Origin of the sequence: Kitasatospora sp. NPDC048239 (genome assembly GCF_043202015.1) — a bacterium.
GTDB lineage: Bacteria > Actinomycetota > Actinomycetes > Streptomycetales > Streptomycetaceae > Kitasatospora.
This window is the reverse complement of record NZ_JBICZP010000002.1, coordinates 324,253-348,151: the sequence shown is the minus strand read 5'-3', so window position 1 is coordinate 348,151 and position 23,899 is coordinate 324,253. Positions and strand designations below refer to the sequence as shown.

At 69.6% G+C, this 23,899-nt stretch carries 15 protein-coding genes; all 15 read right to left on the bottom strand.

Going from position 1 to position 23,899, the window contains the following annotated elements:
- Positions 1-40: 40 nt before the first annotated feature.
- Positions 41-1,687 carry an ABC transporter substrate-binding protein gene (locus tag ACGFZP_RS05695; RefSeq protein WP_392928943.1) on the bottom strand — a complete coding sequence of 549 codons (1,647 nt, stop codon included), beginning with the start codon at positions 1,685-1,687 and terminating at the stop codon, positions 41-43.
- 420 nt (positions 1,688-2,107) lie between these two features.
- The gene (locus tag ACGFZP_RS05690) at positions 2,108-3,235 is read right to left on the bottom strand and encodes an ABC transporter ATP-binding protein (RefSeq protein WP_392928942.1); all 1,128 of its coding nucleotides are present in this window, start codon (positions 3,233-3,235) and stop codon (positions 2,108-2,110) included.
- A complete protein-coding gene (locus ACGFZP_RS05685) occupies positions 3,228-4,277 on the bottom strand; it encodes an ABC transporter ATP-binding protein (protein ID WP_392928940.1) in 1,050 nt (349 codons plus the stop codon). Before ACGFZP_RS05685 ends, ACGFZP_RS05690 begins: the two co-directional genes overlap by 8 nt.
- Before the next feature lie 15 nt (positions 4,278-4,292).
- Entirely contained in the window at positions 4,293-5,207 is a 915-nt protein-coding gene (locus ACGFZP_RS05680; protein WP_392929654.1) for an ABC transporter permease, read from the bottom strand.
- 76 nt (positions 5,208-5,283) lie between these two features.
- The gene (locus ACGFZP_RS05675) at positions 5,284-6,210 is read right to left on the bottom strand and encodes an ABC transporter permease (RefSeq protein ID WP_387944476.1); all 927 of its coding nucleotides are present in this window, start codon (positions 6,208-6,210) and stop codon (positions 5,284-5,286) included.
- A 115-nt stretch (positions 6,211-6,325) separates the two neighbouring features.
- Positions 6,326-7,945: an ABC transporter substrate-binding protein gene (locus tag ACGFZP_RS05670; protein ID WP_392928937.1), complete on the bottom strand. Its 1,620-nt coding sequence runs from the start codon at positions 7,943-7,945 to the stop codon at positions 6,326-6,328.
- 173 nt (positions 7,946-8,118) lie between these two features.
- Complete coding sequence (locus tag ACGFZP_RS05665; protein WP_392928936.1) at positions 8,119-9,138, bottom strand: ABC transporter ATP-binding protein; 1,020 nt, start codon at positions 9,136-9,138, stop codon at positions 8,119-8,121.
- On the bottom strand, positions 9,131-10,180 hold the full coding sequence (locus ACGFZP_RS05660) for an ABC transporter ATP-binding protein (protein ID WP_392928934.1): 1,050 nt from the start codon (positions 10,178-10,180) through the stop codon (positions 9,131-9,133). Before ACGFZP_RS05660 ends, ACGFZP_RS05665 begins: the two co-directional genes overlap by 8 nt.
- Positions 10,181-10,199: 19 nt before the next feature.
- Positions 10,200-11,138, bottom strand: coding sequence for an ABC transporter permease (locus tag ACGFZP_RS05655; protein WP_392928932.1), 939 nt, complete (start codon positions 11,136-11,138; stop codon positions 10,200-10,202).
- The gene (locus ACGFZP_RS05650) at positions 11,131-12,075 is read right to left on the bottom strand and encodes an ABC transporter permease (protein ID WP_387944486.1); all 945 of its coding nucleotides are present in this window, start codon (positions 12,073-12,075) and stop codon (positions 11,131-11,133) included. Before ACGFZP_RS05650 ends, ACGFZP_RS05655 begins: the two co-directional genes overlap by 8 nt.
- Positions 12,076-12,163: 88 nt before the next feature.
- Positions 12,164-13,801: an ABC transporter substrate-binding protein gene (locus tag ACGFZP_RS05645; protein ID WP_392928930.1), complete on the bottom strand. Its 1,638-nt coding sequence runs from the start codon at positions 13,799-13,801 to the stop codon at positions 12,164-12,166.
- 429 nt (positions 13,802-14,230) lie between these two features.
- Entirely contained in the window at positions 14,231-16,099 is a 1,869-nt protein-coding gene (gene typA / locus ACGFZP_RS05640; RefSeq protein ID WP_392928928.1) for a translational GTPase TypA, read from the bottom strand.
- Between the two features lie 228 nt (positions 16,100-16,327).
- Positions 16,328-18,091, bottom strand: a complete 1,764-nt coding sequence (locus tag ACGFZP_RS05635) for an ABC transporter family substrate-binding protein (protein ID WP_392928926.1) — start codon at positions 18,089-18,091, stop codon at positions 16,328-16,330.
- A gap of 96 nt (positions 18,092-18,187) precedes the next feature.
- Positions 18,188-20,800 carry a SpoIIE family protein phosphatase gene (locus ACGFZP_RS05630; RefSeq protein ID WP_392928924.1) on the bottom strand — a complete coding sequence of 871 codons (2,613 nt, stop codon included), beginning with the start codon at positions 20,798-20,800 and terminating at the stop codon, positions 18,188-18,190.
- A 221-nt stretch (positions 20,801-21,021) separates the two neighbouring features.
- Positions 21,022-23,754: a SpoIIE family protein phosphatase gene (locus tag ACGFZP_RS05625; RefSeq protein ID WP_392928922.1), complete on the bottom strand. Its 2,733-nt coding sequence runs from the start codon at positions 23,752-23,754 to the stop codon at positions 21,022-21,024.
- Between the last annotated feature and the right edge of the window lie 145 nt (positions 23,755-23,899).

Below are 23,899 nucleotides of genomic sequence, written 5' to 3'. Positions count from 1 at the left end.
CGCACCGCCCATCAGCGCGTACCGGTCAGATGGACTCCGGTCAGGCCAGCTCGACGTCGGCCAGGTCCATCTGCCCCTGGGCGTTGACGTTCACGTTCTTCACGGTCTTGCTGTACGCCGCGGAGGACATGTAGGTGTAGACCGGGATGTACGGGAGGTCCTTGATCAGGATGTCGTCGGCCTGCTGGTAGAGCTTGATGCCCTCGGCGTCGGTCTTGGCGGCGTCCGCCCTCGCCAGCAGGGACTCGAACTCCTCGTTGACGTAGCCGCCGTAGTTGGAGCCGTTCTCGATGGCGACCTTGGAGAAGATCGGCCGCAGGTAGTTCTCGATCGACGGGTAGTCCATCGACCAGGCCATGCGGAAGGCCCCGGAGTACTTCTTGTCGCCCAGCGCGGTGAGGATGGCGCCGAACTTCTCGAAGGGCTTGAAGGTGACCTCGACGCCGAGGTTGGCCTTCAGCTGGTTGCCGACGGCCTCGATCCACTCCTTGTGGCCGCCGTCGGCGTTGTAGCCGATCTCCATCGTGTTGCCGGGCAGGCCGCCGGCCGTGGTGAAGAGCGCCTTCGCCTTCGCCGGGTTGTACTTGGAGATGTCGCCGAGCGCGCCCTGGCGGTACCCGGGAATGATCGGGTTGATGAAGTCGTCGGCCGGCTTCCGGGTGCCCGAGAAGATCGTCTTGGTGATCGACTCGCGGTCGATCGCCATGGAGATCGCCTTCCGGATGTCCGGATTCGCGAACGCCGGGTTCGTCGCGATCGGGAATCCGATGTAGCCGACCCCGGAATCCGGCTTGTAGATGTAGCGGTCGCCGAACTCCTGCGCGACCGTCCCCATCGCCGAGATCGGCAGCTTGTCGGTGATCTGGATGTTGTCGGCGCGGAGATCGTTGTACGCGGTTTCCAGCTTGTCGTAAATCTTGAAGGTGACGGAATCCAGCTTGGCCTTTCCGTCCGACGCCGGGAAGTTCTCGTACCGCTTCACCTTGATCTGCTTGTTGTGCTCCCACTTCCCGTCGAGCTGGAAGGCGCCGTTGCCGATCGGCGCGTCCTCGAAGGCCTTCGGGTCGGTGAAGAACGCCTTCGGCAGCGGGAAGAAGGCGTTGTAGCCCAGCATGGTCTTGAACTGGGAGAACGGTGCCTTGAGGGTGACGGTGAAGGTCTTGTCGTCGACGACCTTGAGGCCCTTGAGCTCCTTGGCGGTGGGCTTCTTGTCCTTGCCGGGCGCCAGCTCGTCGGAGCCGAGGATCTTGTCGAAGAACGGCAGCGCCTCCTGCGCGTTGTCCTGGTTCGCCCCGTAGTTCCAGGCGTCGACGAAGGACTGGGCGTTGACCTTCTCCCCGTTGTGGAAGGTGTAGCCGTCCTTGAGCTTGATCGTCCAGGTGGTGGCGTCCGGGGACTCGATCGACTCGGCGACCCGGAGCTTCGGCGAGTTGTCCTTGATGTCGTAGTCGACCAGGCCGGCGAAGATCGCGTTGAGCACCTCGGCGCCCTCGGACTCCGCGGTGTTCTGCGGCACCAGGCCGTGCTGCGGCTCACCCAGCTCGACACTGATCGAGCCGCCCTTCTTGCCCGACCCGCCACTCGCCTGCTCGGAGGACTTCTTCCCGCTGCCGGTGCTGCAGGCGGAGATCGCGAGGGCGGTGCACGCCGCGAGTGCGGTCCAACGCATCGTCTTGGTGAGCCTCATTCAACTGCCTCTCGATTTAGGGGCTTACGAACGAACGGCGCCCCGCCACTCGGTGTGCCGGGCATGGCGAGGATCGACATCTCAGGGCCGTCCACACAGTTGGCGAGGTGACCACTGATACGCGCAGAGCAACTATCGATCACCCGACCCCTTCCACGGAATCGCCCTCACATCTCTTTTCAATTACATGCTCAGACCAAGTCGTGACAATGCTCGCCAATTCCTGCATATCGCGCCCGGAGTATGGGATTCCGCTTTCCGGATAACGAACAATAATCTCCGGTATCCGATGCTTTACGCAGCGTAATGGGCGGAAATGAACATGCCGGTCGACCGGCATTCGGGAGTTTCCGCAGGACAACGCAGGAGCGCGCCCTCCGAGGGGAGGGCGCGCTCTTGTTGCGGATCGCTACGGGTGTGTCAACTGGTTTCCGGCGGGGGCGACGGCGAGGGCGGCTCCACCGCTCCCGCCCCGGGCCCGCGCTCCGCGGCGAAGTGGCAGGCCGACTCGTGCGCGGCCAGGCCGCTCAGCCAGGCCGGCGCGGCCAGCAGCGGGACTTCGGTGGCACAGCGCTCCTGCGCCTTCCAGCAGCGGGTGCGGAACCGGCAGCCGGACGGCGGGTTGGCCGGCGAGGGGACGTCCCCGGTGAGCACGATCCGGTCGCGGGACTCGCGCGCCGTCGGGTCCGGCACCGGCACCGCGGACAGCAGCGCCTGGGTGTACGGGTGGGTCGCGTGGTCGTAGATCTCCAGGTCGGAGCCGATCTCGACCAGCTTCCCGAGGTACATCACCCCGACCCGGTCGGAGATGTGCCGGACGATCGAGAGGTCATGGGCGATGAACATGTAGGAGAGGTTGAACTCGCCCTGGAGCTGCTCCAGCAGGTTGATCACCTGCGCCTGGACGGAGACGTCCAGCGCGGAGACCGGCTCGTCGCAGATGATCACCTCCGGCTTGAGCGCCAGCCCCCGGGCGATGCCGATGCGCTGGCGCTGGCCCCCGGAGAACTGGTGCGGATACCGGTTGATGTACTCCGGGTTCAGGCCGACGACGTCCAGCAGGTCCTGGACGGCCTTGCGGCGGTCGCCCTTCGGCGCCACCTCGGGGTGGATCTCGAAGGGCTCGCCGATGATGTCGCCGACCGTCATGCGCGGGTTCAGCGAGGTGTACGGGTCCTGGAACACCATCTGGATGTTCCGCCGCACCGCCTTGAGCCCAGCGCCGGAGAGCCGGGAGATCTCCTCGCCCTTGTAGCGCACCGAGCCGCCGGTGGCCGGCTCCAGGTTCATCAGCACCTTGGCCAGCGTCGACTTGCCGCAGCCCGACTCGCCCACGATGCCCAGGGTCTCGCCCTGGACCAGGTCGAAGCTGACCCCGTCGACCGCCTTCACCGCGCCGACCTGCTTCTTGAAGACGATGCCCCTGGTCAGCGGGAAGTGCTTGACCAGGTCCCGGACTTCGAGGATCGGCTCACCGCGCGGCACCTCCTGTGCGAACGCGATCTCCTCCGGCACCGCGGGTCCGAGCGGGCTGGCCCCGTTAGCCATGGAGGGTCTCCTTCCAGAAGAAGCAGGCGCTGCCCCGCCCGGCCGACTCGGTGCCGTCGTCCTCGGTGACCTGGAAGAGTCGGGGCACCTCGGCCCGGCAGATCTCCTGGGCCCGCGGGCAGCGCGGGTTGAACGCGCAACCCGGCGGGATCCGCAGCAGGTTGGGCGGCAACCCCTTGATCGCGTACAGCTCCTGGCCCTTCTGGTCCAGCCGCGGGATCGAGTCCAGCAGGCCCCGGGTGTACGGGTGGGCCGGGCGCGCGTACAGCTCGTGCACCGGGGCCGTCTCGACGATCCGCCCCGCGTACATCACCGCGATCTTGTCCGCGACGTCGGCGACCACGCCGAGGTCGTGGGTGATCAGGATCAGCCCCATGTGGAACTCGGCCTGCAACTCGGCCAGCAGGTCCATCACCTGGGCCTGGACGGTGACGTCCAGGGCCGTGGTCGGCTCGTCCGCGATGATCAGGTCCGGCTCCAGCGCCAGCGCCATCGCGATCATGATGCGCTGGCGCATACCGCCGGAGAACTGGTGCGGGTAGTCGTTGACCCGGTCCTTCGCCGCCGGGATGCGCACCCGATCCATCAGCTCGACGGCCTTCGCCTTGGCGTCCTTGCGCGAGGTCCCGTGGTGGGCCCGGAACATCTCGCCGAGCTGGAAGCCCACCGAGAGCACCGGGTTGAGCGAGGAAAGCGCGTCCTGGAAGATCATCGCGATCTTCTGCCCGCGGATCTTGCGCCGCTCCTCCTTGCCCATCTTCAGCATGTCCTCGCCGCGGAAGCGGATCTCCCCCTGGGGGATTCGGGCCGGGGGCATGTCCAGGATGCCCATGATCGCCTGCGCGGTCACCGACTTGCCCGAACCGGACTCCCCCAGCACCGCCAGGGTCTCCCCCGCGCGGACGCTGTAGTTGACCCCGTTGACCGCCTTCGCCACGCCGTCCCGGGTGACGAACTCCACGTGCAGGTCCCGGACGTCCAGCAGCGGCCCCTCGTAGGGCGCCTCCCGCTTCGGCTTGCCGGTGTCGACAGCTGTGGTCACGATGACTCCCCTCGCTCAGCGAAGCTTCGGGTCGAGGGCGTCGCGCACCGCGTCGCCCAGCATGATGAAGGCCAGCACGGTGACGGAGAGCGCCGCGGCCGGGAAGAAGAGCACGTACGGGGCCGTCCGGATCACCTTCTGGGCGGAGGCGATGTCGATGCCCCAGGAGATGGTCGGGTCCTGCAGCCCGATGCCGAGGAAGCTCAGGGTGGCCTCGGTCGCGATGTAGCCGCCCAGCGCGATGGTGGCCACGACGATCACCGGGGCGAGCGCGTTCGGCAGGATGTGCCGGAACATCAGCCGCCCGGTGCCCGCGCCGAGTGCCCGGCCGGCCACCACGTAGTCGGACTGTTTGACGGTCAGGACGGCGCCGCGCATGACGCGCGCGATCTGCGTCCAGCCGAGGACCGCGAGGGCGACGACCACGCTCCACACCGTGCGGGCCGAGAAGGCCCCCAGCAGGACCAGCGCGCCGAGCAGCAGCGGGATGCCGAAGAAGATGTCGACGATCCGGGAGATCACGGCGTCCACCGCGCCGCCGAAGTAGCCGGCGACCATGCCGGTCAGTCCGCCGAGCAGGGTGACCCCCAGGGTCACGAAGATGCCGACGGTGATCGAGGCCCTGGCCCCGTAGACCACCCGGGCGTAGATGGACCGGCCCTGGCCGTCGTAGCCGAACCAGCCGGCGCCGAAGAAGTCCGTCCAGTCCGGGCGCTTGAGGTAGTCGTTGATCAGGTCGGCCTGGCGCGGGTTGGCGTCCGTGAACGCCCACGGGAAGATCGACATCACGACCAGCAGCAGGATCAGCAGCGCCGAGATCAGGAAGATCGGCCGCCGTCGCAGATCCCGCCAGGCGTCGCCCCAGAGGCTGCGGGCCTCTTCGCGCTTGGCCGGGTCGCCCTCGACCAGCGTCTCCTGCTCGACCGCCATGCCCTGCTCGCCGGCGTAGTCGAGGTGGTCGACTCCGGGCGCCGGGTGTGGCTTGAACTCGCTGTCGTCATGCAGGTCAGGCATAGCGGATCCTCGGGTCCAGGACCGCGTAGAGCAGGTCGACGATCAGGGAGGCGACCAGGTAGACGATCACCAGGACGGTCACGATGCCGACCACGGTGGGGCCCTCCTTCTGGTTGATCGCCCGGTACAGCACGTTGCCGATGCCCTGGACGTTGAAGATCCCCTCGGTGACGATCGCACCGCCCATCAGCGCTCCGAGGTCGGTGCCGAGGAAGGTGACCACCGGGATCAGCGAGTTGCGCAGCAGGTGGCGGGTGATGACGGTGCGCCGGGGCAGGCCCTTGGCGACCGCGGTACGCATGTAGTCGGCCCGCAGGTTCTCCCCGATCGACGTCCGGGTGAGCCGGGCGACGTACGCGAGGGAGAGCGAACCCAGCACGATCGCGGGCAGGATCAGCTGGGAGAGGTCCGTGGAGTCCTGCACGGTCGGGGTGACCCAGCCCAGATTCGTCGCGAAGATCGTCTGGGCGATGTAGGCGAGCACGAACACCGGGATCGAGATCACCACCAGGGTGAGGATCAGCACCAGGGTGTCCTGGACGCTGCCGCGCTTGAGACCGGAGACCAGGCCGAGCGTCAGCCCGACGATCAGCTCGAAGGCGAAGGCCATCAGCGCCAGCCGGATGGTCACCGGGAAGGCGTCCGCCATGATGTCGGTGACCGAGCGGCCGGTGAAGCTCGTCCCGAAGTCGCCCTGGAAGAGGTTCCCCATGTAGTGCAGGTACTGCTTCCAGAGCGGCTGGTCGAGGTAGTACTTGTGCTTCAGGTTGGCCACCACCGCGGGGTCCGCGGCCTTGTCCCCGAACAGCGCCGCGACCGGGTCCCCCGGCAGCGTGTAGACCATCAGGAAGATCAGGAATGTGGAGCCGAAGAACACCGGGATCATCTGCAGCACCCGCCGCAGCACGTAACTTCCCATCCGAGCCTCCTTCCTAGGTGACTGGTCGGCCCGTGACCGGGTGCGGAGGGCCGTTGGACCGAGTGCCCGGGCCCCGCCCTCCGTGCGGGGAGGACGGGGCCGGCACGGGGTGGGATCAGCCCTTGACCTCGACCTGGGTCCAGGCCGGGTTGCCGAAGGAGTCGAACGCGACGTTCTGGACGTTCGCCGAGTAGCCCGAGTTGGTGCGGTAGTACCAGAGCGGGATGGCGGGCATGTCCTGTGCCAGCACCGCCTCGGCCTGCTGGTAGCCGGACACCGTGTCGTCGATGCTGGCGGCCCGGTCGGCCTGGGTGGAGAGCTGGTCGAACTGCGGGCTGCTGTACCCGAAGTCGTTGGACGCGGCGCCGGTGCGGTAGACGTCGGCGAGGAAGTTGGCGTTCAGCGGGTAGTCCTGCACCCAGCCGGTGCGGAAGGCGCCGTTGATGGTGTGTCCGGTGATCGCCGCGCGGGCGGTCTTGAAGTCCGGCTTCGGATCGCCGACGCAGTCCACCCCGGTGTTCTGCCGGATCGAGTTGCAGACGGCGTCGACCCACTCCTTGTGGCCGCCGTCCGCGTTGTAGGTGATCGTCAGCTTGTTGCCGGGGACGCCGCCGCCCTCGGTGATCAGCTGCTTGGCCCTGGCCGGGTCGAAGTTGCAGTTGTCGCCGCACTGGCCGGCCTTGTAACCCTGGACGCCCTCGGCGACCCAGGCGCTGGCCGGGGCGCGCGAGCCCTGCAGCACCGTCTTGGTGATGGTGTTCCGGTCGATGGCCATCGACAGGCCCTGGCGGACCTTGGCCTTCTCCGGCGGGGCCCACTCCGGCTGGTACAGCGTGAAGCCGATGTTCTGGATGGCACCCTGCGGGGAGTCGATCGCCCGGTCGCCGAGGTCGCTCTTGTACGTCGCCAGCGCGGACGGCGGCACCTGGTCCATCACGTCCAGGTTGTTGGACTGCAGGTCGGCGTAGGCCGCCTCGGCGGTGCTGTACATCTTGAAGACGACGCCGCCGTTCTTCGGCTTGTCGACGCCCTGGTAGTTCGGGTAGGTCTTGGTGACCACCTGCTGGTTGTGGTCCCAGCTGACGAACTGGTAGGGCCCGTTGCCCACCGGCTTCTGGCCGAACCCGGCCGGGTCGTTGAAGAAGGCGTCCGGCAGCGGCGAGAAGGCGATGTAGCCGAGCTTGTACTCGAAGTACGAGACCTTGTTGCTCAGCTTCACGGTGAAGTGCGTGTCGTCCACGACGGTCAGCCCGGACATCTTGTTCGTCGTCGGCTGGCCGGAGGCCGGGTGGACGTCCTGGTAGCCCTCGATGTCGGAGAACCAGGAGCTGTTGATCTGGTTGTTGCTGGTGGTCGCGGCCCAGTTCCAGGCGTCCACGAAGTTGTTCGACTTGACCGGCGTGCCGTCGTGGAACGTCCAGCCGCTCTTCAGCGTGACGTTGAACGTCTGCGAGTCACTGGTGTCGATCGACTGTGCGACCTGCATCCGCAGCTCGGCGTTGCTGGGGTTGTAGTCCACCAGCCCCTTGAACAGGTTCTGCAGGATGCGACCGCCACCCGTCTCGTTCGCGTTCGCGGGCTGCAGCGGGTTCTGCGGCTCGCTGCTCTGGTAGCTGAAGGTCTTGCCGGCGTCCGACGAACTGCTTCCGCCTCCGCTGCTGCTGCACCCGCCGGCCACCAGGGCCACGGATGTCGCACCGGCAAGAACCCAACGAGCGCGGGGAGCTGCGGGCATGGAGGTCCCTCCTCAAGGTGTGTGTCGCATCACACCCCATGAGAAGCGCGGCCGCCCGGCGGCGCGAGTCGGGTACCCCCGGATGGGTGCACAGGGCCCGGTGGAGAGTTGACGGAACGCCGGAAGGGCCCGCGACACGATGGTCGCGGGCCCTTCCGGGAAACGCCTCGGGATCAGACGGCGGCGGCCGTCTCGCGGACCTCGGCGAAGTGGCAGGCCGACTCGTGCGCGGCCGGGCCGCTCAGCACGGACGGCACCGCCAGCAGCGGGACCTCGGTGGAGCAGCGCTCCTCCGCCTTCCAGCAGCGGGTGCGGAACCGGCAGCCGGACGGCGGGTTGGCCGGCGAGGGGATGTCGCCGGTCAGGATGATCCGGTCGCGGGACTCGCGCGCCGTCGGGTCCGGCACCGGCACCGCGGAGAGCAGCGCCTGGGTGTACGGGTGCGTGGCGTTCTCGTAGATCTCCTCATCGGTGCCGATCTCGACCATCTTGCCGAGGTACATCACGCCGACGCGGTCGGAGATGTGCCGGACGATGGAGAGGTCGTGCGCGATGAACATGTACGACAGCTCGAACTCGGTCTGCAGCTGGTCGAGCAGGTTGATCACCTGCGCCTGGACGGAGACGTCCAGGGCGGAGACCGGCTCGTCGCAGATGATGATCTCGGGCTTGAGCGCGAGGCCGCGGGCGATGCCGATGCGCTGGCGCTGTCCGCCGGAGAACTGGTGCGGGTACCGGTTGATGTACTCCGGGTTCAGGCCGACGACGTCCAGGAGGTCCTGGACGGCCTTGCGGCGGTCGCCCTTGGGAGCCACCTCGGGGTGGATCTCGAAGGGCTCGCCGATGATGTCGCCGACCGTCATGCGCGGGTTCAGCGAGGTGTACGGGTCCTGGAACACCATCTGGATGTTCCGGCGGACGGCCTTGAGGCCGGCACCGGACAGCTTCGAGATGTCCTCGCCCTTGAACAGCACCTGGCCGGAGGTGGCCCGCTCCAGGTTCATCAGCACCTTGGCCAGCGTGGACTTGCCACAGCCGGACTCGCCGACGATGCCGAGGGTCTCACCCTTGGCCAGCTCGAAGGAGACGCCGTCGACCGCCTTGACGGCGCCGACCTGCTTCTTGAAGAGGATGCCCTGGGTCAGCGGGTAGTGCTTGACCAGGTCCTTGACCTCCAGGATGGGCTCAGCCATGGAGGGTCTCCTTCCAAAGGTGGCACGCGCTGCGGCGGCCGGTGAGCTCCTTGCCGTCCTTGTCCGACACCTGGTGCAGCTTCGGGGTCTCCGTGCGGCACTGGTCGGTGGCGAAGTCACAGCGAGGGTTGAACGCGCAGCCCGCCGGCACCTTCAGCAGGTTCGGGGGCAGACCCTTGATCGCGTAGAGCTCCTGGCCCTTCTGGTCCAGGCGCGGGATGGAGCGGAGCAGACCCTTGGTGTACGGGTGCGCCGGGTTGGCGTACAGCTCGTGCACCGGGGCCGTCTCGACGATCCGGCCCGCGTACATCACGGCGATCTTGTCCGCGACGTCGGCGACCACGCCGAGGTCGTGGGTGATCAGGATCAGGCCCATGTTGTACTCGGCCTGCAGCTCGGCCAGCAGGTCCATCACCTGGGCCTGGACGGTGACGTCCAGGGCGGTGGTGGGCTCGTCGGCGATGATCAGGTCCGGCTCCATGGAGAGCGCCATCGCGATCATGATGCGCTGGCGCATACCGCCGGAGAACTGGTGCGGGTAGTCGCCCACGCGCTGGCGGGCGGCGGGGATGCGCACCCGCTCCATCAGCTCGATGGCCTTCTCCCGGGCCTCCTTCTTGGAGGCGCCGCGGTGCACCCGGAACATCTCGCCGAGCTGGTCGCCGACGGTCATCACGGGGTTCAGCGAGGACAGCGCGTCCTGGAAGATCATCGCGATCTTCTGGCCGCGGATCAGCCGGCGCTCCTCCTCCTTCATGGCGAGCATGTCCTCGCCGCGGAAGAGGATCTGGCCCTGGCTGATCTTGCCGGGCGGCATGTCGAGGATGCCCATGATGGTCTGGGCGGTCACCGACTTGCCGGAGCCGGACTCGCCGAGCACCGCCAGGGTCTCACCGGCGGCCACGGAGTAGTTGACTCCGTTCACGGCCTTGGCGACGCCGTCCCGGGTGTGGAACTCCACGTGGAGGTCGCGGACCTCCAGCAGCGGGGTGCCAACCTCAAGGCGTCCGCTCTTCTGGTTCTTCTCGATCACGGTGGTCATCGGGTCGTCACCTCTTCTCTCAGCGGAGCTTCGGGTCGAGGGCGTCGCGGACCGCGTCGCCGAGCATGATGAACGCCAGCACCGTGATGCTCAGCACCGCGGACGGGAAGAGCAGGACGTGCGGGGCGTTCAGGAAGCGGGGCTGGGCGTCGCTGATCATCAGACCCCAGGAGATCTCCGGGGACTGCACACCGATGCCCAGGTAGGACAGGGCGGCCTCGGCGCCGATGTAGACACCCAGGCTGATCGCGGAGACGACGATGACCGGCGCGATGGCGTTCGGCAGGATGTGCCGGAAGGTGATCCGGTAGGCGCCGGCGCCGAGCGCACGGGCCGCCATCACGTAGTCGTTGTGCTTGTTGGAGATCACCGAGGCGCGCATGATGCGGAAGATCTGCGGCCAGCCGAGGACCGCCATCACGACGGAGACGGTGTAGGCGTTGCCCTTGCCGAGCATCGACATGATCAGCATGCCGCCGAGCAGCAGCGGGATCGAGAAGAAGATCTCGGTGAAGCGCGACAGGATGCTGTCGGTGATGCCGCCGACCCAGCCGGCCAGCAGGCCGAGCAGGGTGCCGATCAGGGTCACCACGGTGGTGGTGAGCACGCCGACGATGATCGAGTTGCGGGCGCCCCACACCGTGCGGGTGTAGACGTCGCAGCCCTGGACGTCGAAGCCGAACCAGTGCTCGGCGCTCGGGCGCTTCAGGGAGTTGGCGAGGTCGCAGGCACCGCCCGCGAGGGGGCTGCCGTCGGTGAACAGCTGGGGCACGACGGCGACCACCAGCAGTGCGGAGACCAGCACGGCTCCGATGATGAAGATCGGGTTGCGACGCAGGTCGCGCAGCGCGTCGGTCCAGAGACTGGCCACCCGCTCCGGCTTCTGCTTCTTCTCCGGCGCGGCCTTGGGGGTCTTGTCCTCCGGGGCCTCGCTGCCCACGGTGATGGTGTCACTCATAGCGGATCCTCGGGTCGAGCACGGCGTACAGCAGGTCCACGAGCAGGGTGGTGATCAGGTAGATCAGCACCAGCAGGGTGACCACACCCACGATCACCGTGCCCTGCTTCTGGTACACGGACTGGGCGAGCAGACCGCCGATGCCGTGCATGTTGAAGATCTTCTCGGTGATGACCGCGCCACCCATGAGACCGCCGAGGTCGGCACCGAGGAAGGTGACGATCGGGATCAGCGCGTTGCGCAGGGCGTGGCGGCCGATCACCCGACGACGCTTCAGGCCCTTGGCGACCGCGGTGCGGACGTAGTCCGCGCGCATGGTCTCCATCAGGCTGGTGCGGGTCAGTCGGGCGACGTAGGCCAGCGAGGTGGACGCCAGCACGAGGGCCGGCAGCAGGTAGGCCCGCAGTCCGTCCTCCTCGTTGAAGGAGACCGGGAAGAAGTCGATGCCGTAGTCGTTCTTCAGCTTCACACCCAGGATCAGCTGGAGGATGAAGCCGGTGACGAAGACCGGGATCGAGATCACGAACAGCGTGCTGATGAGGACCAGCTGGTCGATGAACTTGCCCTTGCGCAGGGCTGCCATGACACCCGCCAGCACACCCATGACCGCCTCGATGATGAAGGCGACGAAGGCGAGGTTGACGGTGTACGGGAACGCCTCACTGATCATGTCGCTCACCTGGCGACCGGTCAGGCTCTCCCCGAGGTCCCCCTGGAAGACGCCCGTGATGTAGTTCCAGTACTGGAGCAGGAACGGGTCGTTCAGGTGGTACTTCTGGCGGATCATCTCCGCCACGATCGGGTCGGCGCGCTTCTCGCCGGCGAGCGCCTGTACCGGGTCACCGGGGAGTGCGAACACCACGGCGTAGATCAGGAACGTCGCACCGATCAGAACAGGGATCGCCTGTATCAGTCGGCGGATGACATAGCGGCCCATCAGACCTCCATACTTTCGGACAAGGAAGGGAGGCGGGAGGACTCGGACTGTAGTCCGGTCCGCCCGCCCCCGATCGTCTGACTACCGGTCAGCCGGCGAGCTCGACCTCGGCCAGGTTCATGCGGCCCTGGGCGTCGGTGTCGAAGTTCTTGATCTTCTTGCTGTACGCGGCGGAGGACATGTAGGTGTACACCGGGATGTACGGCAGGTCCTGGACCAGGATGTCGTCGGCCTGCTGGTACAGCTTGATGGCCTCGTCGTCCGTCTTCGCCTGGTCGGCCTGGTCGAGCAGGGTCTCGAACTGCGGGTTGACGTAGCCGCCGTAGTTCGAGCCGTTCTCGATCGCGATCTTCGAGAAGATCGGACGCAGGTAGTCCTCGATCGACGGGTAGTCCATCGACCACGCCATGCGGAAGGCGCCCGAGTACTGCTTCTCGCCCAGCGCGTCCAGGATCTTGCCGAACTTCTCGAACGGCTTGAAGGTGACCTCGACGCCGAGGTTCTTCTTCAGCTGGTTGCCGACGGCCTCGATCCACTCCTTGTGGCCGCCGTCGGCGTTGTAGCCGAGCTCGATGGTGTTGTTCGGGACACCGTTGGCCGCGGTGAAGATCTCCTTGGCCTTGACCGGGTCGTACTTCGCCGCGTCGCCCATGGCGCCCTTGCGGTAACCCGGGATGAGCGGGTTGACGAAGTCGTCGGCCGGGACGCGGGTGCCCGAGAAGATCGTCTTGGTGATCGCCTCGCGGTCGATCGCCATCGAGATCGCCTTGCGGATCTCCGGCTTGCCGTAGGTGGCCGGGTTCGTCGCGATCGGGAAGCCGATGTAGCCGACGCCGGACTCCGGCTTGTAGATGTAGCGGTCGCCGAACTCGCTCTTCACGGTCGACAGCGCCGAGATCGGCAGCTTGTCGGTGGCCTGGATGTTGTCGGCGCGCAGGTCGTTGTACGCGGTGTCCAGGTTGTCGTAGATCTTGAAGGTGACGCCCTGGAGCTTCGCCTTGCCGTCAGAGGCCGGGAAGTTCTCGTAGCGCTTGACCTTGATCTGCTTGTTGTGCTCCCAGGCGCCGTCCATCTCGAACGGGCCGTTGCCGATCGGCTTGTCGCCGAACGCCTTCGGGTCGTTGAAGAACGCCTTCGGCAGCGGGTAGAACGGGTTGTACCCGAGCATCGTCTTGAACTGCGAGAACGGCGCCGACAGGGTGACGGTGAAGGTCTTGTCGTCGACGACCTTCAGGCCCTTGAGCTCCTTGGCGGAGGGCTTCTTGTCCTTGCCCGGAGCCAGCTCCTCGGAGCCCTCGATCTTCGCGTAGAAGGGCAGGCCCTCGGCGGCGTTGTCCTGGTTGGCGCCCCAGTTCCAGGCGTCCACGAAGGACTGGGCGGTGACCTTCTCACCGTTGTGGAAGGTGTAGCCGTCCTTCAGCTTGATCGTCCAGACCTTGCTGTCGGTGGTCTCGATCGACTCGGCCACGCGCAGCGTCGGGGCGTTGGTCTTGCGGTCGTAGTCGACCAGGCCGGCGAAGATCGCGTTCTCGACCTCGGTGCCCTCGGACTCGGCGGTGTTCTGCGGCACCAGACCGTGCTGCGGCTCGCCCAGCTCGACGGCGATGGTGCCGCCACCCGACGAGGCCTTGCTGTCACTGCTCTTCGAGCTGGTGCTGCAAGCGGTCGCCGCGAGAGCGATCGCGGTCGCCGCGACGATCCACTTGGTCTGGGTTGCACCGCGCATGGGGGATGCCTCCTGAAATCGACTTTCCAACGAGGAGAGCACCACGGGCGACTGACGCCGCTTCCGTTGTGCCGTCCGCGCTCGTGGTTTCGGCGCGCACCCCTGCGCGTTAACCCTTGACCCGAGCCTGACTGCACCCACTATGTGTCACGGACGGACACGAAAGTGACCAATGCCGATCTCAATTAGGTCACATGAACGGTCGGTAAGTTCCGAAAATCGGACATATAAGGCATACCCAGACAGGCATTAAACGGACAGTCGTCATGAATGACGGACTGTCACGTTCGCTCAGCGGACACCTGACCGTGGTAAGCGCTATTCGGTTTATACGCGCGTCGACAACTTGGAGTAGTTGAAAACGATCGCCCCCCTCTCCATTGGAGAGGGGGGCGATCGATTCGGCCAAAGGCCCTTTAAAACCGGACGTCAGGCCTTCTTGGCGCGCGAAGCCGAACGGCCGCGCTCCTTCTGGTCCAGGACGACCTTGCGGATGCGCACGGTCTCCGGAGTGACCTCGATGCACTCGTCCTCGCGGCAGAACTCCAGCGACTGCTCCAGCGAGAGCTTGCGCGGCGGCACAAGGTTCTCGGTGGTGTCGGAGGAGGCGGCACGCATGTTGGTGAGCTTCTTCTCCTTGGTGATGTTGATGTCCATGTCGTCCTGGCGCGAGTTCTCGCCGACGATCATGCCCTCGTACACCTCGGTGGTGGGCTCGACGAAGAGCGTGCCGCGCTCCTGGATGCCCATCATCGCGAACGGCGTCACGACGCCCGCGCGGTCCGCGACCAGCGAACCGTTGTTGCGCATCCGCAGCTCGCCGAACCACGGCTCGTGGCCCTCGAAGATGCTGTGCGCGATGCCGGTGCCGCGGGTGTCGGTCAGGAACTGGGTCCGGAAGCCGATCAGGCCGCGCGACGGGACGATGAACTCCATGCGGACCCAGCCGGAGCCGTGGTTCGTCATGGTCTCCATACGGCCCTTGCGGGTCGCCATGAGCTGGGTGATCGCGCCGAGGTACTCCTCGGGGCTGTCGATGGTCATCCGCTCGACCGGCTCGTGGGTCTTGCCGTTGACGAGCTTGGTGACGACCTGCGGCTTGCCGACGGTCAGCTCGAACAGCTCCCGGCGCATGGTCTCGACCAGGATGGCCAGCGCCAGCTCGCCACGGCCCTGGACCTCCCAGGCGTCCGGACGCTCGGTCGGCAGCACGCGGAGCGAGACGTTACCGATCAGCTCGCGGTCCAGGCGGTCCTTCACCATGCGGGCGGTGACCTTGTGGCCCTTGCCGCCCTTGCCGACCAGCGGCGAGGTGTTGGTGCCGATGACCATCGAGATGGCCGGCTCGTCCACCGTGATGAGCGGCAGCGCGACCGGGTTCTCCAGGTCGGCCAGGGTCTCGCCGATCATGATCTCCGGGATGCCCGCGACGGCGCAGATGTCGCCGGGGCCGGCCACCTCGGCCGGCTTGCGGGTGAGCGCCTCAGTCATCAGCAGCTCGGTGATCTTGACCTGCTGGACCGAGCCGTCGCGCTTCATCCACGCGACCTGCTGGCCCTTGCGCAGCTCGCCCTGCTCGACGCGGCAGAGCGCGATACGGCCGAGGAAGTTGTCGGCGTCCAGGTTGGTGACGTGGGCCTGGAGCGGCGCGTCCTCGTCGTAGGTCGGGGCCGGGACGTGCTGCAGGATGGTGGAGAAGAACGGCTCCAGGTTCTCGCTGTCCGCGGGAACGGTGCCGTTCTCCGGCTTGGTCATCGAGGCGACGCCGTCACGCGCACAGGCGTAGACGATCGGGAACTCGATCTGCTCCTCGGTGGCGTCGAGGTCCAGGAACAGGTCGTAGGTCTCGTTGATGACCTCGTCGATCCGGGAGTCCGGGCGGTCGGTCTTGTTGATGCAGAGGATGACCGGCAGCTTGGCCGTCAGCGCCTTGCGGAGCACGAAGCGGGTCTGCGGCAGCGGACCCTCGGACGCGTCGACCAGCAGCACGACCGCGTCGACCATCGACAGACCGCGCTCGACCTCGCCACCGAAGTCGGCGTGGCCGGGGGTGTCGATGATGTTGATCGTGATCGGCGCGCCACCCTCCTTGGGGTGGTACTTGACGGCGGTGTTCTTCGCGAGAATGGTGATGCCCTTCTCGCGCTCCAGGTCGTTGGAGTCCATCATGCGGTCGTCGAGGTGCTGGTGGGCGGCGAAGGCGCCGGCCTGCTTCAGCATGGCGTCGACCAGCGTGGTCTTGCCGTGGTCGACGTGGGCGACGATGGCAACGTTGCGGATGTCATTGCGCGTGGGCATGCGGAGCGGATTCTCCCGGAATCGTGGGTTACGGCGCCCGGCTGCGTGACGCCGACCGGCGATCCCTGTCGATCGCCGCCGCCCGTACCGCCTGCTACTACCGGTCCACCCGCCGGGCAGGACATGCCACGGCTTCCTCCTATCGTACGGGGAACCGTCCAGGTCGGCCGAAACGGGCAGGTCGGGCGGGATCAAGATCACAGGTGGACCACCCCCGACGGCCCGGTGCTACCCCCCGGCGAACCCCATGTCCTGGAAGCGCGGAGGGCCGAAGCCCCAGGCTCCGGCGCCTGCCACGCCCTCCCGGACCGCGACCAGGTCGGGGCGCTGGAAGAGCGGTACCGAGTGGCCGAGCTGCCAGATCCGGACATCGGCCTCCTGGAGCAGGGCCAGCCGGGTGGCGGGGTCCAGCTCGGCGGCCGCGCGGTCGAAGAGCCGGTCGATCTCCTCGGTGCCGGAGCGGCCGTAGTTGGCGCCGGCCGCCAGGGCGCCGTCCGGGCCGGGCCGGGGCTTGGCGTAGACCGGGCGCTGCCCGGTGGCCGGGTCCGGGCCGGTCGGCCAGGAGAACAAGGCGAGGTCGAAGTCGCCGGCGGCCAGGTGGTCGCGCAGGAAGGCCTCGGCGGGCACCGCGACCGGCCGCAGGGCGACGCCGTGGCCGGCCAGGTCGGCGGTCAGCGCCTCGGCGGTCCGCCGGGCCAGTGCGGAGCCCGCGGGGACCAGCAGGGTGAGCGCGAGCTCCTTGCCGTCCCTGGTCCTGGTGCCGCCGCTCTTCGGCCGCCGCCAGCCCGCCGCGTCCAGCAGCCGGTCGGCGTCCGCGCTGCCGAGGGCGTCGCCGTTGTCCCGGTAGCCGTCCTGGTCGCCGGCCAGCAGGTGGCTGCCGAGCGGCGCGGCGACCAGGCCGAGCGGGCCGAGCGCGGCCTCGGCGGTGCGGCGGCGGTCCACGGCCCGGGCGAGCGCCCGCCGGAGCGCCGGGTCGGTGAGCGGGGCCCGGGCGGCGTTCAGGGTGAGCTGGGTGAGCGAGGCGGCGGACGCCCGGTGCACGGTGATGCCGGGCAGCGCCTCGGCCCGGCTGAGCGCCTGGGCGGAGGCCTGGGCGAGGTCGGCCGAGCTGCCGGGGGCGGCCGCGGCCCGGTCGACCGCCGCGGTGAGCGGGGCGATGTCGAGGCGGTCCTGGTCGAGCGCGTCCAGCCGCTGGTCGGGCGGGACGGCCAGGAAGTCGATCCGGTCGGCCTTCGGCCTGTCCCCCCACCAGAGCGGGTTGCGCGCCAGGGTGACCCGCCCGCCGGCCGCGTCGTGCCCGGAGAGCGCGAACGGGCCGGCCGTCACCAGTGCGCCGTCCGTCGACGGCCGGTTGAAGACGGCGGAGGAGGATGTCCCGGCGGCGGGGTAGAGCGGCCCGAACAGGGCCCGCCACCCGGCGTACGGCTGCCGGAAGGTGACCGTGACCTCGTGGGCGTCCGCGCCCGTCCCGATCGCGTCGATGGCGTCGTACCCGGCCGGGCGGGTGCTGGCGTAGGCGGGGTCGAGGCCGGAGAGCGCGGCCCGCTGGGCGGCGAAGTCGGCCGCCGACAGCGGGGTGCCGTCGCTCCAGACGGCGTTCGGGTTGAGCCGGTAGGTGACCACCTGCGGCAGCCGGCCCGGCGGGGTGGACTCGGCCGCCACCAGGTAGTCCGGGTCGGCGAGCAGCCGGCCGTGCTCGTCCGGGCGGAACAGCGAGGGGTAGAGGGCGCGGGCGAGCAGCGCGGAGTCGGCGGTCGCGGCCGGCTGGTAGACGTTCAGCGTGGCCGGCACCTCGTCCACCGCCCAGCGCAGGGTGCCGCCGTCCAGGACGGCGCCGCGGTCGGACGGGCGCACGTCCCCGGTGGTGGCGGCGGGCGGGGCCGGCGCCGGGACGGGCGCGGGGCCGGGGGCCGGGCGGCCGGAGCAGGCGGCCAGGGCGGCGGTGGCGAGCAGCAGCGCGGCGGCTGCGGCGACGGGCTGGCGGACGCGCATGGCGGCCATCGAACGCCGCCCGGGCGGGGCCCGGCCCGGCGACACGGCGACCGCCGGGCTACTGCACCCGGACAGCCGAAACGCCCGGCCGGACGGTCAGACGGACAGCTCGAACCAGACGATCTTGCCCTTGGGCGTCCGGCGGCTGCCCCAGCGCTCGGCCAGCAGGCTGACCAGCTGGAGCCCTCGCCCGCCCTCGTCGGTCTCCTGGGCGCGGCGCTGGCGCGGCTGGGCGTAGCCGTCGTCCCAGACCTCGCAGACCAGGTTGCGGTCGCGCAGCAGCCGCAGCCGGATCTCGCCCCGGCCGTGCCGCAGCGCGTTGGTGACCAGCTCGCTGACCAGCAGCTCGGTGGTGTCGACCAGCTCGTCCAGGCCGCGGGCCAGCAGCCAGCTGCAGGCCAGCTCGCGGGCCTTGGCCACCGAGGTGGGCTCGGGCGGCAGGAACCAGTTGCCGACGGCGTCCTCGGCGAAGGCGTGCACCCTGGCCATCAGCAGCGCGATGTCGTCCTCGCCGTGGTGCGGGTTGAGCTCGCCGAGGACGTGGTCGCAGAGGTCCTCCAGGCCCTTGCCCTCGGCCGACAGCGCCGTGCGGAAGGCCCGCAGGCCCTCGTCCAGCTGGTGCTTGCGGCTCTCGACCAGGCCGTCGGTGTAGAGGCCGAGCACGGCGCCGTCCGGGAGGGTCAGCTCGACCTCCTCGAAGGGCTCGCCGCCGACGCCGAGCGGCAGGCCGGGCGGCACGTCCAGGATCCGGGCGCTCTCGCCGGGGCTGAGCAGGACCGGTGGCAGGTGGCCGGCGTTGGCGAAGCTGCAGCGCCGGGTGACGGCGTCGAACACCGCGTAGACGCAGGTGGCCAGGTAGACCTCGCGGGCCTCCTCGTCGGCGGTCGAGGTGAGCCGTCCGTACGGGGTGGGCGGGCTGGTCGGCGCGGAGTCGTCGCCGAGCCCGCGGGCGATCTCGTCCAGCGCGGTGAGCACCTCGGCGGGTTCGAGGTCGAGCATCGCGAGGGTGCGGACGGCGGTGCGCAGCTGGCCCATCGCGACGGCGGCGCGCAGGCCGCGGCCCATCACGTCGCCGATCACCAGGGCGGTGCGGTTGCCGGGCAGCGGGATGACGTCGAACCAGTCGCCGCCGACCTCGGTGTTGTTGTTGCTGGGCAGGTAGCGGCAGGCGATCTCCAGGCCGCTGGCGGCCGGGTTGCCCGGGGGCAGCAGGCTGCGCTGGAGGATCAGGGCCCGCTCGTGCTCGCGGCGGTAGAGCCGGGCGTTGTCGATGCAGACGGCGGCGCGGGCGACGAGCTCCTCGGCGATCGCGACGTCGCGGGCGTCGAAGGGCTCGCTGCCGATCGCGCGGGAGAGCTGGACGAGACCGAGCACCTGGTCGCGGGCGACCAGCGGGACGATCAGGGTGGAGCGCAGCAGCGGGTCGGGCCCGGGCTCGGGGACGACGCTGCGGCCGGTGCGCAGCGCCCGGGCGTGCGGGGAGCGGCGGGGGTAGCAGAGGGTGCCGCCGGCCTCGGCGATCGGCAGGCCGGTGACCGAGCCGAGGACGGAGGAGGCGCCGCCGACCACGCTGGAGACGGCGACCCGGCGCAGTTCGCCGCTGCCGTCGGTGAGCACGGTGTCGCCGAGCCGCCCGGCGCTGGGGACGGACTCGCCGGAGAGCAGGGCGGTGTAGAGGTCGACGGTGGCGAGGTCGCAGAACGGCGGGACGACGACGTCCAGCAGCTCCTTGGCGGTGGTCTCCAGGTCGAGGGTGGAGCCGATGTGGGCGCTCGCCTCGTTCAGCAGGGCGAGGTTGCGGCGGACGCCGTCGGCCTCGCGCTCGGCGACGTGCCGGCTGGTGACGTCGGAGACCTGGCCGGCGACGCCCATCGGCTGCCCGGCCGAGCCGTTGAGGCGGTAGAGCGAGACGGCCCAGAGCCGGTTGCCCTCGCGGGTGGGGACGGCGGAGTGGAAGCGCAGGTCGAAGACCGGCTCCCCGGTGGCGAGGACCTTGCGCAGGGCCGCGGTGAGCCGGTCGGCCTCGGACTGCGGGAAGAGGTCGTGCGGGGTGAGGCCTTCGAGGTCGGTGGGGACGAGGCCCATCCCGGAGGCGAAGGCGTCGTTGACCCGCTGCAGCCGCAGCCGGTCGTCGAAGAGGATGAAGCCGGTCGGGGTCTGCCCGAAGACGGCTTCGGAGGCGGCGAGGTCGGTCTCGATCCGGCGCAGCCGGCCGAGGTCGACGGCGAGGCAGGTGGCCCCGGCGGTGGGCAGCGCGCTGTCGGGCATCAGGTAGAGCTCGGCGAGGCCCTCACCGCCGGAGGCGTCCCGGTACGGGGTGGTGCCGACCCACTCCTCGCCGGCCAGCGTGCGTTCCAGCCGGGCGCGGCCGCGCTGCCAGAGCTCGCGCGGGACGAAGGTGGTGATCGGGTCGGCGCCGACGGCCTCGGCGGCGGGCAGGCCGAAGAACTCGGCGGCCCGCTCGCTCCACTGGCTGATCCGCCCGTCGGGGCCGATCGCGAAGGTGGCGACCCGGATGTAGTCGTAGATCGACCCTGGGTCCCCGGCTCCCCACCGGTGGGCGCCGGCCTCCGGGCGGGCGGCTCGGACCTGGCCGGGGGCCGCGGCCGACGGGGCCGCGGGCGCGGGCAGGTGCGCGGAGCCGGCCTGCCCGGGCACGGCGGCATGACCGCTGCTGCTCGGCGCGTTACGCGCCGGGGTGCTGTTCAACGGACCGACCCCTCCAAACCCGTGACCGTCCGGATGCCGAGAAGACCGAGTATTCATCATCGAGGGGTACGTTCACACGCCCTCAACATCACAACATCAGATCGGGCGAAGGTTTTTGTCCTACCGCCCGCGCAACCACAATGCCACGCTCGCGCCCCCCGCCGGAGCGCGCGCTCCCCCCGGCCTCCCGCTGGCATATGCAGCCCCGTTCTACTCGCGTCCTACTCCGCTCCCGACTCGTCGGGCTCATTACCCGGCAGGGCCTGCTCGAACCAGACGACCTTGCCCATGCCCTCGGCGCGGGCCCCCCAGCGCAGTGCGAGCCTGCGGACGAGCTCCAGGCCCCGCCCGCCCTCGTCGGCCTCGGCCGCGTGGCGCTCGCGGGGCGGGTCGGGCAGCGGGTCGGAGATCTCCACCAGCAGCGTCTCGCCCAGCGTCAACCGGACGCCGATGGGTGCGCTGGCGTACCGGACGGAGTTCGTGACCAGCTCGCTGACCAGCAGTTCCGCGACGTCGGTGAGCTCCTCGACGCCCCACTCGGCGAGTGTGCCGCGGACCAGCCGGCGGGCCCGGGAGACTGCGGTGGGCTCGGCCGGCAAGGTCCAGCCGGCCGTCGGGGTGCCGGCCTGGCCATGGCCGAGCCGGGCCAGCAGGAGGGCCACGTCGTCGGGCTCGCGGCCCTGCTCCATGGTGTCCAGCACCGCCTCGCAGGCGGCCTGGATGGAGGCGTGCGGCTGTTCGAGCACCAGGCGCAGCCGGCCGAGTCCGACGTCCAGGTCCTTGTCCCTGGACTCCACCAGGCCGTCCGTGCACAGGGCCAGCAGGCTGCCCTCGGGGATCTTCAGCTCGACGGACTCGAAGGGGACGCCGCCGACGCCTAGCGGGGCGCCGGAGGGCAGGTCGAGGATCCGGCCGCCGCCGCCGGGCAGCGGTCCGCCGTTGCGGGTCGGCTCCTCCCCCTCCCCCGGGACGATCAGCACCGGCGGGATGTGGCCCGCCTTGGCGACCGTGAGCCGGGCGGTGGCCGGGTCGAACACGGCGTAGATGCAGGTGGCCAGCAGCGCCTCGTCCGGGCCCTGGGCGAGGTCGTCGGCGAGCTCGTGGACGTGCCGCAGCAGGACGTCCGGCGGGAGGTCCAGGGCGGCCAGCACACGGACGGCGGTGCGCAGCCGGCCCATCGTGGCGGCGGCCCGCAGGCCGTGGCCCATCACGTCGCCGACCACCAGGGCGGTGCGGTCCCCGGGCAGCGGGATGACGTCGAACCAGTCGCCGCCGACCTCGGTACCGCTGCTGCCGGGCACGTACCGGTAGGCGACCTCGACCCCGGTCGGCTGCGGGACCTGCTGCGGGAGCAGGGTGCGCTGCAGGGTGAGCGCGGCGGTGCGCTCCCGGGCGTAGAGCCGGGCGTTGTCGAGGGAGCTGCCGGCCCGGTCGGCGAGCTCCACGGTGAAGGCCAGGTCGTCGCGGTCGAAGCCCTCCCGGTAGCCGGCCCGGCTGACCAGCAGCAGCCCGATCACGATGCCGCGGGCGCGCAGCGGCACCACCAGCATCGAGTGCACGCCGATGTCGTGCGCGGCCTGCATCTTCGGGTCGCCCGGGTAGGTGACGTCGCCCAGTTGGTCGGCGCCGGAGAGCAGCTCGGGGACGCCGGTGCGCAGCACCCGGCCGCAGGCCGAGTCCTCGGCGAAGGTGATCCGGGCGCCGCGGCGCAGCATCACCTCCACCTCGGGGCCGTCCTGGACGGAGGCGGTGCCCAGCTGGAGCAGGGAGGTCCGGCGGTCGTGGCCGTGCCGGGGCAGGTCGTCACCGTGGGCGACGGCCTGCAGCAGGATCACCGCGGAGTGGTCGGTCAGCCGGGGGACGACGGCGCTGGCCAGCTCCTGGGCGATCCGGGAGGCGTCCAGCAGGTCGCCGACCCGGGAGCCGAACTCGTTGAGCAGCGAGAGCCGGCGGCGGGCGTGCTCGACCTTGGCGACCGCCCGGTAGCGCTCGGTCACGTCCATCACGGTGCCGGAGATGCCGAGCACCCGGCCGGCCCGGTCGGTCATCCGGCTGTAGGAGATCGAGCGGTAGCCGGAGCGGGCGGTGACCGGCGAGGCGAGGGTGACGTCGATGACCGGCTCGCCGGTGGCCAGCACCTGGCGCTGGATGGCGGTGATCTCGTCGGCGGCGCGCTCGGGCAGGGTCTCACCGGTGGTGCGGCCGACGTGGTCCTCGGTGGCGACGCCGTTCATCTCGGCGAGGGTGTGGTTGACGGCGGTGTACCGCAGGTCGGTGTCGAGGATGGCGATGCCCAGCGGGGACTGCTCGAACAGCGCGTCGCGGACGGCGAGGTCCCGCTCGACGGCCTGGACGGCGTCCGCCTCGGCCAGGTTGACCTGGAGGAACGGGGTGCCGTCGCCGTCCACCAGCAGGGAGATCCGGGCCTCGACCCGCACGTCGGCGCCGTTGCGGTCGCGCAGCTCGGCGAGGCCCGCCCAGCGGCCGTTTCGCAGGGTGGCCTGGATCGCCGTCTGGACCCGGGCGACCTGGTCCTCGTCCGGGATCAGCTCGTCGATCCGGCGGCCGACCAGCAGCTCGTTGGGCCAGCCCAGCAGCTCCTCGGCGGCCGGGCTCCACAGGACCACCCGGCCGGAGGTGTCCAGGATCGCGATGGCGACCCTGACCACGTCGAACAGGCTGCCCCCGGTGTGCTCGGCCGGGGCCGCCTGGGTGCCGCCGGAGCCGACGGGGAACGGCCGGCCCGGCAGGCTGCGCAGGCCCGTCCGAGGCGTCGTGTCGGGCACCACGAGGGAGGGGGCCGGCTGGGGGGCGCCCTCGCCCCGGCGGCGGACGGGCTCCGTCGGCGGCGGCGCCTGGCGCACGCCGCGGCGCAGCCGCGCGCGGGCGGCTGCACCGCCCCCGGCGGAGCCCGTCCGCCGCGCTCCCCCGCCGCCGTTACCGGTACTCGACACCGACGGGGCCTCCGGCTCTGGTCGGGATCGGCGTCGCCGGCTGGGGACGGCTCACCGATGGTGACGAATAGTGCCGAAAAGTGACATACCCAGCAGAACCAAGGCTATCCCGGCTGGTGCTTCGTCTTTTCCGATTGACCTACCC

Bases quoted from the DNA above. Each gene is read 5' to 3' on its own strand.
- ACGFZP_RS05650 (WP_387944486.1), bottom strand. From the start codon at position 12,075: ATGGGCCGCTATGTCATCCGCCGACTGATACAGGCGATCCCTGTTCTG.
- ACGFZP_RS05660 (WP_392928934.1), bottom strand. From the start codon at position 10,180: ATGACCACCGTGATCGAGAAGAACCAGAAGAGCGGACGCCTTGAGGTT.
- ACGFZP_RS05670 (WP_392928937.1), bottom strand. From the start codon at position 7,945: ATGCCCGCAGCTCCCCGCGCTCGTTGGGTTCTTGCCGGTGCGACATCC.
- ACGFZP_RS05635 (WP_392928926.1), bottom strand. From the start codon at position 18,091: ATGCGCGTCCGCCAGCCCGTCGCCGCAGCCGCCGCGCTGCTGCTCGCC.
- ACGFZP_RS05655 (WP_392928932.1), bottom strand. From the start codon at position 11,138: ATGAGTGACACCATCACCGTGGGCAGCGAGGCCCCGGAGGACAAGACC.
- ACGFZP_RS05690 (WP_392928942.1), bottom strand. From the start codon at position 3,235: ATGGCTAACGGGGCCAGCCCGCTCGGACCCGCGGTGCCGGAGGAGATC.
- ACGFZP_RS05645 (WP_392928930.1), bottom strand. From the start codon at position 13,801: ATGCGCGGTGCAACCCAGACCAAGTGGATCGTCGCGGCGACCGCGATC.
- ACGFZP_RS05680 (WP_392929654.1), bottom strand. From the start codon at position 5,207: ATGGCGGTCGAGCAGGAGACGCTGGTCGAGGGCGACCCGGCCAAGCGC.
- ACGFZP_RS05675 (WP_387944476.1), bottom strand. From the start codon at position 6,210: ATGGGAAGTTACGTGCTGCGGCGGGTGCTGCAGATGATCCCGGTGTTC.
- ACGFZP_RS05665 (WP_392928936.1), bottom strand. From the start codon at position 9,138: ATGGCTGAGCCCATCCTGGAGGTCAAGGACCTGGTCAAGCACTACCCG.
- typA (WP_392928928.1), bottom strand. From the start codon at position 16,099: ATGCCCACGCGCAATGACATCCGCAACGTTGCCATCGTCGCCCACGTC.
- ACGFZP_RS05695 (WP_392928943.1), bottom strand. From the start codon at position 1,687: ATGAGGCTCACCAAGACGATGCGTTGGACCGCACTCGCGGCGTGCACC.